The organism is Sporosarcina sp. FA15 (genome assembly GCF_051550195.1).
Classification (GTDB): Bacteria; Bacillota; Bacilli; order Bacillales_A; family Planococcaceae; genus Sporosarcina; species Sporosarcina psychrophila.
The window spans coordinates 4,487,483-4,502,056 of sequence record NZ_CP188818.1 but is presented as its reverse complement, the minus strand read 5'-3'; the positions used below and the strand labels follow the sequence as shown (position 1 = coordinate 4,502,056).

Below are 14,574 nucleotides of genomic sequence, written 5' to 3'. Positions count from 1 at the left end.
ACCAAAGCTTCCAAGTGTCCTACTAACAACGAGGTTTCCAACAAACTCTTCGAAGTCTTCAACCAAAGCCCTGAGCTATCCAACGAACTCGGCCGAGTGTCCTACCAAAGCTTCAAAGTGTCCTACAAACGGAGAGTATTCTGTTTGTTAAATGCAATTACACATTCATATAGTGAAGTTTTGATCATTACCTGCTGTGGCCAAACTATAAACATTAAAGTACAGCAAGAAAAAAAAGCCGTCTCCTCGATTTTTAAAAATCGTAGTAGACGGCTTTTTTCATAATTCGGTCTTACAGTTCAGTCTCGCATCTCAAGATAAGATAGGGATACTTTCAAATTCGCGTTGCGTACACGGATTTCATTTAGCAAGTCCTGATCTTTTGTATCGGTCTTGCTTCGGATGGCAAATGTATAGAGAATCATCGTCCCCAAGTTCGTTGTTTCAACTTGTCGAAGTTGGAAGTATTCGGTTTTTTCATTCAAGATATCGTCGAATAAATTTTCGTGATTTAGATTTTCAGGGACAGTTACTTTAAGGATTTGCATATCTTTCCCTTTTCCATAGTCCACTTTGTATAGTATATAGAAAATCAGACTGGAGAATAACGTCAATGCAATGGCCAGAGGGAATTGAAACAGTCCTGCTGTCATCCCGACACATAATCCGAAAAAGATGTAGGCGATATCCTTGGCGTTCGTCACGGCACTTCGGAAGCGGATGAGGGAGAATACGGCGAATAAACCAAACGCCACACCGGCATTTCCGCTTACTACGTTCATAACAACTGACACGACAACACTCATCATAATGATTGTATGGACGAACGCTTGTGAATAGCGCTCTCCTGTAAATGTAATTTGATACACTTTCGTAATGATTAAACTGAGGACCGCAGCAAGTGCCATCGCGGTAATACTCATCCACATGGTCGGAGTGGCTCCTTCCAATCCATTAGATGAAAACAAGTTCGTGATCTGAGCCATTTTCTATTCCTCCTGTTAGTTGTTTTTCCAATTCTTTCGGTTCAAAGTATCCTGCCTGGGGTAATACATCTCCACTCAGCAGTTCCATACTGGTACAAAACTTTGATGCACTGCGCTGCTCACACTGAAGCTCCTGTAAAATACGTGTTAGCCAAAGCGGCACACTGTGATCGACTTTCACTTCTAACACGACGAGATCTGGATCGATGAAATGCGTTCCGTACGAACCATTCTCGATATGCAGATCTTCTTTACGGCAACGTAAGTCGAAATCGAAGGTAATTCGCAGTTCTGAATCATGAATACCGTGCAATGCGTGACGGCTATACGATACGACCATTTCGGGACGTAACTGATAGAACTTACGGAAGTAATCAATTTCCTTCATGACTTGCGAATTGGACGTTTTGTAGTGATCCAAGCCCGCTTGACCGTCTTCCTCTAAATAGCGATACGCCTCCCCTAGCGGCAAAAGCATCCGTCTTTTATTGACGACTTTCTTATGTTTCTGCTTCACTTCAAAAAATGCCACGCTTTTAAGATTTGCATCGTCGTATACGCGTAAACGTAATTTCTGGCGGTATTTTAGTTTGTTTTTGGTCTCAAAATAAATGCCTTTCTCTGCATTGTCAAAGTACAGGCTAGTGACTGAATATTTTCCATCGACGCCATTCTTATCATTTCGCATCTCCGGTCCAATCCGTTCCACAAGTTCTTCGTATTGGCGGCGAGTGATTAAATACTTTTGCTCTTGCCGACTGAAGATTTCGATCGCCATATCTATCTACTCCTTTTTGCTGTCGCTCTATGAACTAAATACTAAAAGAAGAACCTTAAACAAACCTTAAAACAATTTAACAACACAAAAAAAGAGATCACGATGATGTGATCTCTTACTTTGGAAGTTTGACTATAAAAGTGGTTCCTTTATTCTGGTTACTTATCACATGAATCGTTCCATTGTGCATCGATACGATCCACTGGGCGATGGACAATCCTAAGCCCATGCCTCCAGTTTCCCTAGTTCGGGCTTTGTCTTCTCGGTAAAAGCGATCGAAAATATATTGGATATTTTCTTCTTTGATCCCGATCCCCGTATCGCTCACTTCAATTACAACTTTCTGATCCTCGCCATATGTTTTCACACGAATACTATCGTTTTCGCTCGTATATTTTAAAGCGTTGTCCACTAAAATTACTATCAGTTGATGCAGCCGAGTTTCATCTGCTTCTATAGTAAAAGGGCTTTGACAATTTAGCGAAAAATGCTTATCCTGCGACTCAGCAATTTCCTTATAAGGCGTACATACGCTTCGGATGAATGTATCGATATGAATGGATTGCTTCATAATCTGTGTTTCTGCCGAATCTGCTCTTGCCAAGGTCAATAAATCCGAAGTGAGTTTGGACAAACGCCTTGTTTCAGACAAGCTTAGGGCTATATTTTCAAACCTATCTGAAATTCTTTCTTGCGGTGCTGTTAGGAGAAGCTCCAGCTTATTTTGAATAATCGTCAAAGGCGTCCTGAGTTCATGTGAAGCATTTTCAACAAACTCCGCCTGCTTATTCCAAGAATGAATAATTGGTTTCATCATCTTTTTAGATAAGATGAAACTTGCAGAAATAGAGAGGACGATGAAGATGACCGACCAGATAATGAACAGTTTCTCAAAGTTGGAAATGATGGTTTGTTCAGCATCCACGTTGATCATCAGTTGTGTATAGGCAATTTCATCCTCATCATTATGGTATTCAAAAAGAATATATCTAAAGTGATACAGTTCACTGATTTTCGTCATTGTAATTTTGTCCATAGTTGTTTTATCCAGCTTATAATCGGTTAGATAGTTTTCATAAAATAAGGTTCCGATTTCATTTTCATTACGTATATTTCCTGCGTTATCCCAATGCATGACAATCACCCTGGGATTTGGTGCATTTTTCCGTCTTTCTTCATCCGGCACAGGCTGATCTAAGTCTCCATCTTTAAGAGGCGGCCGTAACCCCTTTGGATTGTTATCTGTCATCATTTCTTGAAATGATAACAGTTCCTCGTCTGTCTTCGAAAATAATGTATTTTGAACTTGGCCGAAAATGATAATACTAAAGATCGTGAAAATCACAGTAAAAGCAATCAAGTTGAAAATCATAAATTTTAGCTGCTGTTTCTTGAAAATTAGTTTATTAAACATTCCCTTCACCATGGTCTTCCAGCATATAACCTAGCCCACGGAAGGTTTTGATGTATTGATCATAACCAAACTTCTTGAGACTTTTTCGTAAATTACTGGCGTACACCTCTACAACTGTTGTAGAAGTATCAGACTCAAATCCCCAAATTCGATCAAAAACCTGTTCCTTAGTCAAAATAGCGTTTTTATTGTTCATCAAATACTCCAGTAAATCAAATTGTTTTCCATTCAATTTAAGTGTTTCCCCATTAATTTCCACAGTTTTATTTTTGATATTCAAATGTAGTTCCTTAAAAGTTAGAATATTTTCCTTTAATAAACCTCCTGATCTCCTTATCATTGCCTCTAGCCGAACTAATAGTTCTTCTCGATGGAAAGGTTTCACTAAATAGTCGTCTGCTCCCATTTTAAAACCCTTAATCTTGTCATCAATTCCATCTTTGGCTGTCAGCATAATGACAGGAGTCGTGATATTTTGCTTTCTCAAATTTTCTAATACCTCATAACCGTTCATATACGGAAGCATAATATCTAAAATAATTACATCAAAAATATTTTGCTGTGCAAGAAACAGTCCTTCCTCTCCATCGAAAGCCTGCTCGGTATCGAACATTTCCTTTGTTGTTTCACATATTGATTCAGAGAGATACTTGTCATCTTCAATGATTAGTAATTTCATATAGTGCCCCCCTTGTATCATTTATCAACGTTTTAACTTAATTCAACAGAAGTCCCCCACTTCTATAAGTGGTGAGATGAATGCTAGATATGCCTTCAAAATCTGGACGCAATCACGCCGAGGCGTGATTGATATCGTTACGATAGATTATAGGTCCAACTGAAATAAAAGCAAACTTTAATTTCGCATTTCCTTTTTTAAGCTTTGTTTAAGGTTCATCCTAAATAATAGGGTTCTTAGCAAAACATCATCTGAAAAACGGATGAAATTTCATTTGCAAGAAGGAGCTTATGTTGAAAAAACAAAATTCTAAATTTATGAAGGTAGCCGCCTCTCTTATGTTCACCGCATCTTTGTTTGCTTGCAGCAATGATTCAGAAAAGGTAAGTACCAATAATGCGTCTACTGCAAAAGGTGAAAGCTTAAGTACGATTGGGGATCAAGAAATAGCTAGTGTTATTAGCGAGTATGTAAGCTATTCCGATGAAGATTTTTACGAGGATTGGGAAAACGCAACGTCTATTCAGTTGAATGGAAGTGGTGCCAGCTTTGAAGGGGATGGCGGAGTAGTCATCGACAAAAGCATCGTCACGATAACAACTTCAGGCGTGTATGAAATCCAAGGAAAACTGGATGATGGGCAACTCATTGTGGACACAGAAGACGATGGCATCGTTCGGCTCGTTTTGAATGGTGCGGAAATCCATTCTTCCTCTACTTCAGCAATCTACGTGAAACAAGCAGAAAAAACGATTGTTTCATTAGAAGAAGGGACTGAAAACGTTTTATCCGACGGATCTAAGTATGTTTATGAGAATTCAGAGGAAGATGAGCCAAATGCAGCGTTATTCAGCAAAGACGATCTCACCATTAACGGCAGTGGGAAACTAATCGTGCAAGGCAATTACAACGACGGAATCACCAGTAAAGACGAATTGAAAATTACAGGAGGAACAATCCAAATTAATTCAGCTGATGATGGATTAAAGGGAAAAGACCTCCTCGCTGTTAAAGATGGCAATATCCGTATCGAAGCGAGTGGCGACGGCATGAAGTCCACGAATGACAAAGATGCTTCAAAAGGGGTCATCGCCATTGAAGGAGGCAGTTTCGATATCAAGGCAGCTGATGATGGCATTCAGGCTGAGACTTCACTTCTAATCGCAGACGGAGAGTTCAACATTTCATCTGGTGGCGGCAGTCCTGAAAAAATAGCAAATGCTGAAATGGGTCGGCCTACCCCTGGAGAAACGGAAACAAGCACAACTGACGCTAGCTCTGAGACATCTAGTGGCAAAGGGCTTAAGGCAAATGAAGAAGTGGCAATTGGCGGGGGAAGCTTTCAACTGGATTCATTAGATGATGCGATACACAGCGACAACTCGATCACCATAACTGGTGGCGATTTGAAAATGGCTACCGGCGATGACGGCATTCATGCAGATACGTCCATTCTGATCAAAGGCGGGAACATCGACATCACGAAGAGTAATGAAGGGATAGAAAGTAATTCAATCACAATCTTGGACGGGAAAATTCATGTTAAAGCAACTGATGATGGCATTAACATTAGCGAAGCCGACGATAATTCTGACACGACTACTGAACAAGCGAAAGATCCTCTGCTTTCAATAAATGGTGGCTATGTTTATGTCGATGCAGCCAGTGATGGACTCGATTCAAATGGTTCCATATCCATGACAGGCGGTACCGTGATCGTTAATGGACCTACGAATAATGGCAATGGTGCTTTGGATTATGACGAAGACTTTGAAATAAGTGGCGGAGTTCTCATCGCTACTGGAAGTTCTGGTATGGCGATGGCCACTTCAGAAGACTCATCACAGCATACGATCTTGATGACTTATCCGGAGACACAATCTGCAGGAACCAAACTGCATCTAGAAGATAGCGAAGGAAATGAGATTGTGACATTTGCGCCCGCAAAAGACTATCAATCGGTCGTCATTAGTTTGCCAAAACTAACGAAAGATGCTTCCTATACCCTTTACTCAGAAGGGACAACGTCTGGTAATGAAAGTGATGGTCTTTTTGAAGATGGTGACTATCAAGGCGGCACGAAAGTTGTGGAGTTCACAATTTCAGACACCGTAACATGGCTTGATGAATCTGGAATCACCACTGCAAAAACTTCTGGTCCTGGCGGTATGGGAGGTCCAGGTGGTAAGGGAGCGCACGGGGATATGGTTCCACCGGAAGGGATGGAAGCTCCCGAAGGTATGGAAGCTCCCGAAGGTATGGAACGACCTGAAGGGATGATGGAGCCACCAGAAGGGATGAAAGCTCCCGAGGGTATGGAGCCAGAAGGAAAAGGAAATATAAAAAAGATCTATATAATAAATTAAAGGGTTCTCTTCAGAGGTCCAAACCATTTAGAAACAATAGAAAAGGGACTCAAAACCGTGATGGTTTTAGTCCCTTCTTTTTATTATTATATCAATATTTGTAGTTATTTCATGCTTAATTGGCATGTCAATTCACAGGCTAATTAACATCGTTACATAAAAATGGCTTATCGGAGTTTGATAAGCCAATTCCATACATCTTGTATTATTTTGATAATGCAATTTTTATATGGGCTAAGTGGTGCTCTTCGTGCCAAGCTAATTTTGCAACTTTTGTTGCAACTGTTATTTCACCGTTCTTCTGGTGTGTAAAAGCTCGATTTAATTGCTCTTCAGTTAAACTATATCCTAAAGCTACGATGCGCTCATTTATACCTTCTAACATTTTAATCGAACTTTCTATTGGAAGCTTTGTATCCGGTTGAATGGCCCACTTTTCTTGATCAAAATCTGGTACTGTTGGATTCTCATCTGTTAAAGCCAGCTTCAAACGTTGATACATGTTCAACTGAGAGTCTGCAATGTGATGAACAAGTTGACGAACTGTCCAGCTACCATCCCGATATGTTCTGCTTAACTCATCATCACATAATGGATCAACAGTTTCTCTTAATCGAATCGTGTAAGTTTCAATTTCCTTTAGCCATTCTTGACTATTTTCTACTGTACCTTTTTCAGGAACTTGTAATTCTCCAATTGGAAATCTTACATCCATTTTCAATCCCCTTTTCCAAATTCATTATTTCTCTTTCTATATATGTTGACATAAAGAATCCTCTCAACATCGCTTGGGGATGCCTCCCGCAATTAAGCCAGACAGAAAACCGTTGTCAGTGTTATTCAAGAAAATGGCCCGTTTGTGGAAGTTTAGCCTTGTACGTTAGTTTGCTTTAGAACTGGACATTTTTATGTATTTTATCAACCTCCGTGTTCTTCAATTATCCGCATTGCAATGCCCGTTAACTCCCCATGTTCAGTAAATCGTTCACTAAGCATATCCGTAAGAATATGTTCTAGGAAGTATTCTACACAGTTCATATCTTGAAACAGCAGTATTGTCCTTAATGCTTCTTCGTATATCTCTAAAAACAATGGTTCTGGATTATCCTTTTGAATCTCACCAAATGCTTCATAAAGCAAATCAACTTTATCAGCCACAGATAAAATGCGCCCCTCCAATGTCTCATCTTTACCTTCTTTAAGTCGTTCCAAATAAATGGCTTGAAACTCAATTGGAAGTTCCTTTTCTACAAACTTTCTTGTCATTTCTTCCTCTACTTCACTGAAGAGTTGCTTCAACTCTTTCGATGCATATTTTACAGGCGTCTTAATATCTCCTGTAAAAAGTTCCGCGTAATCATGGTTCAATGCCTTTTCATACAAGATTCTCCAATCCACTTTCTGCCCAGATTCCTCTTCGACTGTTCCAAGAAATTGCGCAATTTTTGTCACCTTAAATGAATGACTGGCGACGGAATGCTCCTGATATTTGAACTTTCCTGGACAACGAATAATTTGTTCTAAATCAGATAAACTTTTAAAATATTGATGTACACCCATCCTACTCATCACCTTTCTATATTTTTCAGGGCTTTCGTATAAAAAAAATAGTCACACAGACGTTCATATTTACGACTAGAATAACACGTTTTTTTAAAAAAACAGAGCTATGTTCACTTTAAGCACTGTCTATAATTACTTTCCCTAATTCTAACTAAATTATGCAGGAAAGGGATTAACAACATACAACAAAGAATTTAATCGGTCAATTTAGTCAAATTGACGTGCTTCGGTAGTCTGTTCTGCTACTTCTCACTATTATGATTAACTGCGGCATCTGGATTGTTTCCTTTTTACAAATACAAAAAGACCAACTTCTATTTTTGATCATTATTGCCATTTTTTCAGAATCTTCACTCCTTCTCAGTATTTTAAAAGGACTATCTAACCCTTTAACTTTCAATAGAAGCCTTCTAATTCCCTTTTTTCTTCGACTATCTGGCCCGAGTCTGGAGTACGCAGTTTTATTCAGTTATCCCACTATTATTCTAAAATAATAAATAAAATAGCATTAACAATTCTTTACACTATCAATATATAAAGTTAACAAAGCTTAGAGATTAAAATGTTATAGTGAAATTACTGTCCATGAGGATGGACTATTACAATATAATTGGAGGATGATCTTCTTGAAAATCAAAAAAAAAATCATCTCAGTTGCCCTAGCTTTATCCATAGTGGGCGGAGTTGGCAGTACGCTCTCTTTTGCAACAGATAGTCCAAATCATACTGAAGTCAGCAAGGTAACTGTCACATTTAAAGGGGATACGACCAATTCTAAGGGACTCACTTGGTATACATCACTAGATTACAAGAATAGTGATTTGCAGGTAGTGAAAAGGAAAGGAGCGAAGAAACCTGATTTTAATAAAGCCTTGAAATTTTCAGGTACTGCTTCCCTCTCTACTAATTCCAAGAAAGAGTATGTACACAAAGCTGAAGCAACTGGGCTTAAAGCAGATGCTGAATACTACTTCCGTGTTGGAGATGAAGAACTCAATAACTGGAGTGAAATGGGTTCATTTAAGACATCTCCAAAAGATGGAACTTTTACATTTATTGATTTGGCTGATACCCAGGCTAAAACAGAAGATGAAGCAATTCTTTCATCCCAGACTATCTCTAAGGCTCTAGATACTGTCCCTAATGCTGAGTTCATTGTTCACAATGGCGACTTAGTTGACGATGGAGTCAAAGAGGAACAATGGGATTGGCTTCTAGGACATTCACAGGAAAGTTTGCTAAACACGACGTTTGCACCATCCGCAGGGAATCACGAGGATGAAAATTTTGCTTTTATCGATCATTTTAACTTTGATACACCTGAAAATTCTGCAACTGAGACAGGTGCTTATTATTCTTACGATTATAGTAACGCTCACTTTGTCGTACTTAATAGCAACGAAGACTCCGAAAAATACGCCAATTTTTCAGAAGAGCAAATTGAATGGTTGAAGGATGATGTGAAGGCAGCCAAAGCTGATGGAGCTAAGTGGGTTATTGTCAATATTCACAAGGGTCCTTACACGACATCTAACCATGCAACAGATGATGATATCCTAGATCCAAACGGTGTGAGAAATCAGGTGGCACCACTCATGGCGGAACTAGACATCGACTTTGTTCTTCAAGGACATGACCATATCTATGCACGTACTAAGCCTATCAAGAGTGATGGTACGGCTTCAGAAACCGAAAAAATTATTTGGACTAAAAAAGGACAAACCGTAGAATATACCGTAAATCCAGATGGTACGATTTTTTTGATACCTGCTACAGCTGGACCAAAAGTGTATTACAAAAATCAAGCGCCCGAACTTGGATCAGCTTACTATAATCTCTTTGAAGTGGCAGATGAGAATCATGCAGCTATCTATGGTCCAGATCCGAACGATAACCGCCGTCCAGTACGCGGCCAAATTCAAAACTTCGTCGGTATCACTATTAATAAAGACAAATTGACTGCAATAACTTACGAGATCGATCAAAGCAAAAATAATGCAGAACCTTACATTGTCGATCAATTTGGGATTATCAAGAAATAATAGCCCTTTCAGTACAAAAGGACATTGAAAAAGTAAATAGCAATCTATATTAATAGCATCCTTTTAAACATGCAATATGAAACTGTTCGTAAAAGTACAATTTTACGAACAGTTTCTGTGTGTAAACACCGACCTTTTTTTCTTGCTTGCTATATTAAGTCTTGATTTCTACAACAAATTCTTTCATTAACGTAACTGCTTTTTAGTAAACGGCTAAAAAAACAGCTTCATCCCTTGATACACAAGGGATGAAGCTGTTTTTGTGAATCTACATAGTTAGATTGTGTTAGATCGGTAAGTTTTTTAAACACACTTTAATATATCCACTTCTTTAATTCAAGTAGGGTGCTACATGCACCCCTAGTAGACATAACGCCCGTTTATAGAGCTTAAAAATGGCCTGTATTTATCTTACTCAGGATAATCTCTTCTTGACTAAATAATTGATAGTGATTATCATTATCAAGTAGACAAACTTAATTAATCATAATGGAGGTTACTTATATTAACATGTACGAAAACAACCTAGATCGTTCATCAAGTTCACGATTGCCAATCATCCTATCCTTGCTGCTTCTGTTCTTTTTACTCTCGGGCTGTACCTCTCCCAAAGCAGAAAACTCAGTAGACACTATTCAAGAAGCGGCATCCGCGCCACAGCAGCGGATCATTGAACATGCCGCCGGTCAAACCACTATTGTAGGAAAGCCGGAGAAAATTGTTGTACTCGATTACAGACTGGCCGATCAAATGCTGGCACTTGGCATAAAGCCGTATGCTTCCACTACATACATAGGGTCTCTAGAGCTTCCTTATTTGGACAGCGATGCATTGTCCGGCGTCATTCCGCTTGGTGACTCTGCTAATTTAGAAGCTCTAGTGGAAATGGCACCGGATCTAATCATATCCCGGGATTCCAAGATTAACGATGATCTGAGTAAAATCGCTCCGACAGTGATCCTCGAAAATTCTGATGATTGGCGAACAGGACTAATTAAAATGGGTGTAGTCTTGCAAAAGGAAGAGGAAGCGCAGCAATGGATCGAGCAATATGAACAAAAATTGGACGAAGCCCGAAAACTCATCGCTACACATGTGAAACCTGGTGAAACGTTCATGTATTTACGCATTCAACCGAAAGTCATCCGATTATATGGACCGAATCATGGCTTTGCGGAAATTCTGTTCTCGGGGTTGGAACTCACCCCTGCTCCCGGAATCGAAAGTATTGATAAGGCAGAACAAATTTCGCTGGAATCACTGCCTTCTTTTAATCCAGATCATCTTTTCCTAGAAGTAGGCAACTCTGAAGAAGATCTGGAAGCGCAAACGGATCTAGAGACGTATGCCGCTACTTCTGTCTGGAAAAACCTCACCGCTGTGAAATCAGGACAGGTCTACAATGTGCCCCATTGGACCATCAGTGATTATCCGCTGATTAAGGAAAACTCTTTGAATTTGATCGTTCAAGAGTTAACAAACGTCGAGTGATAGAGAATTACCAAGCTAAAGAAAAAGGTGCGACAGTACGCTTTCCTTAGACATTCACATCACCTTACAGTCCTTTGAACGCGAAGGAGGTATCGTGATTGTATGTAAGTCATCCAGGAATAAGACTCAAAATAAAAAAGTAACTCATACTAAAACAATTTTGGGTTTTATCAGATCCACGTACCTTAAACAAATCAAGAGAATCATCAATAGCTCCAATCCTGTCCCATTTCCCGGTCTATTTATGACACCTCCAATAGTTAAAAAAAGTCTCCCTTTTTACATAAAAGGGAGACTTTTTGCAGGTTGAACAAGGAATTTTAAACAGCTATATTTTAATCAATTATGCCATTTCCAACTAACTGAGCACCCTCAGGCAAACCTAATTGTCCAAAAGTATATGTATAATCAGATTGATATTCTTTTTTGTATCTTGTATAAAACGAAATATTCTTGACCTTCCTCTAAAAGGTTATATATTCTATCATGACCTTGTATCTCTCTTTGTTTTGACTATTATCATTAGAGTTTGAACCAATCTTTTTTCGACCTTTTTTGTTATGCGCTATTGTTAATAATTAGAGTATTTCCACTTTCATGGAAGTTCAAGAAGAAAAAATAAATCTCCCAATTTTTCAATTTCCGTTTCACTTATATTTGCAGTTACGATAGGACCTGATATTTTAAATGTAACGTATAATTTCTCAAGTTCAAAAATAAGAGTCGTTAAGATTTCATAATCGCCATCTTTGAATCCATAACCACTTACCTTCTTAATGAGGGAATGATCTAAAGATATTTTAGAACCTATTATCATAGGTTGTTTCGATAATTCAGCTTCGTAAAAGTATTCGAGGGGTTCAGGTGTTTCCTGTTCTTCTATAATTAGTAAGTCATCCCCCTCTTCATTTTCGGACCCAAATAATCTCCAGTACCAGGATTCATCCGTTTTAAAATCTTTTTTTATATTTAATATTAGATCTCCAAAACTATAATCCCATTCATTTCCTCTTTGATTAACAACCAGTTGATTTGACCAAATTCCAGCCAAACAATACCCTTGTACAGGTTTAAAACTCTTCCACTCCATTTTCCCCACCTTACCTTCCTTTGTAAATTAAACCCAAACAGCCCCGTTAGTCATATATGTAGCGCAAAATCAGCGCTACACCACAGGGGATGAAAATGTGGACAGAACGAGTATTGGATACTATGGCTGGCGAAGGAGGTCGATGAAAGGGCTTGTATACGCCATACACACCAAGTTGACATAACGCCAGTTCACGACAGTATTTTATTCCACTATCTCAATAAGAAACATACTAAGATCAGTAGTGCAGACCAAGGCATTGGTTAGCACTACTATTTTTTTATATAGTAGAGGTGAAGAATAGGTCGTGGCAGCTTTGGGGTCTTGAATCCGTATAAAAAACCGACCTACTTCACTCCCCTTATTTGAATCAGGTTTAAGTATGTTGGATCCATCGAGATCGTGTATAAGAAATGGGAATCGATAAGGTGAAGGTGAGGTCTTTAAAACACACAAGGAGGGTGAATATGAAACACGTCATCGCATTTGATGTCAGTATGGGAAAGAGCTATATGGTCGTTTATAACGCGCTGAAGAAGTGTGAGTTGGAGAAAGAAATCGAGCACAATCGTCCCGAGTTCATCGAACTCAAAGTTTTGATCGATGACTTAATTGACGGATATGGAGAGCATCCTCACATCGTATTTGAAGCGTCAGGTGTCTACTCAAGGCCTCTGGAACGTTTTATGATAGAGAACAAATACAGGTATTGTCTTTTAAATCCCTTGGAAGCAAAACTCCAATGCGATTCTTTGCGTATGCACAAAACGGATCGAAGTGATGCACATCAATTGGCACTCACACACTTTACGACCGAAAGACGGATTGAAACAGTGTCGGATGATGTTTACAGACAACTGAAACGAATGTCTAGGCATTACAGTGAATTGGACGATGAATTGAGCGTCGCCCGGAGCCGAATGCATAAGGTCATTCAGGAAACCTTTCCTGAGCTCGAGAAGGTATTCACAACCAAATCCGAGCTATTCCTGAACGTAGTACAATTATATCCGCATCCAGATCTTGTCATAAATCAATCAAAGACGGTCATTAAAAATCGGATACTTGCCAATACAAATAAACGATTGTCCGTTAAAAAAGCGGAGGAAAAGGCAGTTGAACTACTCAAGGCAGCAAAACAATCTTACCCAGCCGCCTCTTCAACTGATGTACTGTGTGATCAAGTACGTGTATATGCAAAACGATATCAAGAGCTCCTTCTTCAGAAGAATCAATGCATCGACAAAATGGAGTCCCTTGCCGAGGAACTTAAAGAATATGAAATTTTACGTAGTCTCCCTGCTATTGGAGCGAACACGGCCGTCCGAATCATAGCGGAAATTGGCGACATTCGTAGGTTTGACAACAACAGACAGCTAAACGCATATGCAGGTATCGATATTAGACGATACCAATCAGGGAAATTTTTAGCGAGAGATAAAATCAATAAACGTGGGAATAAGCACTTGCGTAAAATCATGTATCTAAACGTTCAGAACATGATTAAACAGCGACGATTCGGTGGAAATCATATCGTGGAGTATTACGATAAATTAAAAGCGCAACCCTACAATAAATGTCATAAGGTTGCCTCCATCGCATGCGTGAACAAGTTGTTAAAGACGATTTTCTTTCTTGTAACACATAATCAAAACTACGACTACAGGTTAGCCCCCTAGTATAGCCGTAGCATCATTTTAACATATTCAAGCCTTGTGAAAAAACGAAAAGTCATTAGGCTTATTTGGTGTGGATCAACAATCAAAATCCTCATAATGCATGAATGTTCATGAAAAAATTTCTTCAGAGGAAATGAGAAAAGTTATCTAAGATACTTGACTAATCGTAAGAAAAGCTGCCATGAAAAACAGCCGAATTTTCACTAAAGCACTTGTTAGTTTAATAAGAACAGCGACGCTTACGCCACAAATCGCACCCGTTTGCGAAACAATATACTATTCGAGGGAAGCCCTTTAATAAAAATCAACTGATCTAAATCATTCAAAGGATAATGGCCAGGATCTACTATTTCTTAAAATCCTATTACTTAACGGTTTTTATTGTCGCCTTCAAGATGGCTGATTATTCTAACAGTTAATTGACATATATCAGCATAAACATTACTATAAAAAAGAACCTAATGTTCATTCTTGATTTCTAAGGAG

The 14,574-nt window shown here is 38.9% G+C and carries 11 protein-coding genes; 4 read left to right on the top strand and 7 right to left on the bottom strand.

The features are described from left to right. Window positions 1-299: 299 nt before the first annotated feature. The 4 genes from ACP8HG_RS21560 to ACP8HG_RS21545 all read right to left on the bottom strand — a co-directional run bounded on the left by ACP8HG_RS21560 (window position 300) and on the right by ACP8HG_RS21545 (window position 3,857). Complete coding sequence (locus tag ACP8HG_RS21560; protein ID WP_340741562.1) at window positions 300-986, bottom strand: DUF4956 domain-containing protein; 687 nt, start codon at window positions 984-986, stop codon at window positions 300-302. Continuing rightward, entirely contained in the window at window positions 955-1,764 is an 810-nt protein-coding gene (locus ACP8HG_RS21555; protein WP_342537656.1) for a polyphosphate polymerase domain-containing protein, read from the bottom strand. Before ACP8HG_RS21555 ends, ACP8HG_RS21560 begins: the two co-directional genes overlap by 32 nt. A 115-nt stretch (window positions 1,765-1,879) precedes the next feature. Next, window positions 1,880-3,178: a sensor histidine kinase gene (locus ACP8HG_RS21550; RefSeq protein ID WP_340741561.1), complete on the bottom strand. Its 1,299-nt coding sequence runs from the start codon at window positions 3,176-3,178 to the stop codon at window positions 1,880-1,882. Next, window positions 3,171-3,857 carry a response regulator transcription factor gene (locus ACP8HG_RS21545; protein ID WP_438297972.1) on the bottom strand — a complete coding sequence of 229 codons (687 nt, stop codon included), beginning with the start codon at window positions 3,855-3,857 and terminating at the stop codon, window positions 3,171-3,173. The genes ACP8HG_RS21550 and ACP8HG_RS21545 overlap by 8 nt, the downstream gene beginning before the upstream one ends. 290 nt (window positions 3,858-4,147) lie before the next feature. On the opposite strand from ACP8HG_RS21545, the gene ACP8HG_RS21540 reads away from it, so the two are divergent. Further along, window positions 4,148-6,223, top strand: a complete 2,076-nt coding sequence (locus ACP8HG_RS21540; protein WP_438297970.1) for a carbohydrate-binding domain-containing protein — start codon at window positions 4,148-4,150, stop codon at window positions 6,221-6,223. 205 nt (window positions 6,224-6,428) lie between these two features. Here the strand turns inward: ACP8HG_RS21540 and ACP8HG_RS21535 are convergent, their stop codons facing one another. Then, on the bottom strand, window positions 6,429-6,938 hold the full coding sequence (locus tag ACP8HG_RS21535; RefSeq protein ID WP_354314704.1) for a YfiT family bacillithiol transferase: 510 nt from the start codon (window positions 6,936-6,938) through the stop codon (window positions 6,429-6,431). A gap of 203 nt (window positions 6,939-7,141) precedes the next feature. After that, a complete protein-coding gene (locus ACP8HG_RS21530; RefSeq protein ID WP_067206211.1) occupies window positions 7,142-7,783 on the bottom strand; it encodes a YfbR-like 5'-deoxynucleotidase in 642 nt (213 codons plus the stop codon). A 620-nt stretch (window positions 7,784-8,403) separates the two neighbouring features. On the opposite strand from ACP8HG_RS21530, the gene ACP8HG_RS21525 reads away from it, so the two are divergent. Together ACP8HG_RS21525 and ACP8HG_RS21520 are read left to right on the top strand one after the other, a co-directional pair. Then, on the top strand, window positions 8,404-9,828 hold the full coding sequence (locus ACP8HG_RS21525) for a metallophosphoesterase (protein WP_438297968.1): 1,425 nt from the start codon (window positions 8,404-8,406) through the stop codon (window positions 9,826-9,828). Between the two features lie 510 nt (window positions 9,829-10,338). Then, window positions 10,339-11,319 carry an iron-siderophore ABC transporter substrate-binding protein gene (locus ACP8HG_RS21520; protein ID WP_187046751.1) on the top strand — a complete coding sequence of 327 codons (981 nt, stop codon included), beginning with the start codon at window positions 10,339-10,341 and terminating at the stop codon, window positions 11,317-11,319. Between the two features lie 595 nt (window positions 11,320-11,914). Here the strand turns inward: ACP8HG_RS21520 and ACP8HG_RS21515 are convergent. After that, the gene (locus ACP8HG_RS21515) at window positions 11,915-12,409 is read right to left on the bottom strand and encodes a hypothetical protein (RefSeq protein WP_187046750.1); all 495 of its coding nucleotides are present in this window, start codon (window positions 12,407-12,409) and stop codon (window positions 11,915-11,917) included. A gap of 467 nt (window positions 12,410-12,876) precedes the next feature. Here ACP8HG_RS21515 and ACP8HG_RS21510 point away from each other — a divergent pair, with 467 nt between their 5' ends. Next, entirely contained in the window at window positions 12,877-14,088 is a 1,212-nt protein-coding gene (locus ACP8HG_RS21510) for an IS110 family transposase (RefSeq protein ID WP_438297965.1), read from the top strand. Window positions 14,089-14,574: the final 486 nt, after the last annotated feature.

Excerpts from the sequence above, each read along its gene's own strand:
- ACP8HG_RS21515 (WP_187046750.1), bottom strand. The coding sequence starts at position 12,409 with ATGGAGTGGAAGAGTTTTAAACCTGTACAAGGGTATTGTTTGGCTGGA.
- ACP8HG_RS21545 (WP_438297972.1), bottom strand. The coding sequence starts at position 3,857 with ATGAAATTACTAATCATTGAAGATGACAAGTATCTCTCTGAATCAATA.
- ACP8HG_RS21535 (WP_354314704.1), bottom strand. The coding sequence starts at position 6,938 with ATGGATGTAAGATTTCCAATTGGAGAATTACAAGTTCCTGAAAAAGGT.
- ACP8HG_RS21510 (WP_438297965.1), top strand. The coding sequence starts at position 12,877 with ATGAAACACGTCATCGCATTTGATGTCAGTATGGGAAAGAGCTATATG.
- ACP8HG_RS21540 (WP_438297970.1), top strand. The coding sequence starts at position 4,148 with ATGTTGAAAAAACAAAATTCTAAATTTATGAAGGTAGCCGCCTCTCTT.
- ACP8HG_RS21525 (WP_438297968.1), top strand. The coding sequence starts at position 8,404 with ATGATCTTCTTGAAAATCAAAAAAAAAATCATCTCAGTTGCCCTAGCT.
- ACP8HG_RS21520 (WP_187046751.1), top strand. The coding sequence starts at position 10,339 with ATGTACGAAAACAACCTAGATCGTTCATCAAGTTCACGATTGCCAATC.
- ACP8HG_RS21550 (WP_340741561.1), bottom strand. The coding sequence starts at position 3,178 with ATGTTTAATAAACTAATTTTCAAGAAACAGCAGCTAAAATTTATGATT.
- ACP8HG_RS21560 (WP_340741562.1), bottom strand. The coding sequence starts at position 986 with ATGGCTCAGATCACGAACTTGTTTTCATCTAATGGATTGGAAGGAGCC.
- ACP8HG_RS21530 (WP_067206211.1), bottom strand. The coding sequence starts at position 7,783 with ATGGGTGTACATCAATATTTTAAAAGTTTATCTGATTTAGAACAAATT.
- ACP8HG_RS21555 (WP_342537656.1), bottom strand. The coding sequence starts at position 1,764 with ATGGCGATCGAAATCTTCAGTCGGCAAGAGCAAAAGTATTTAATCACT.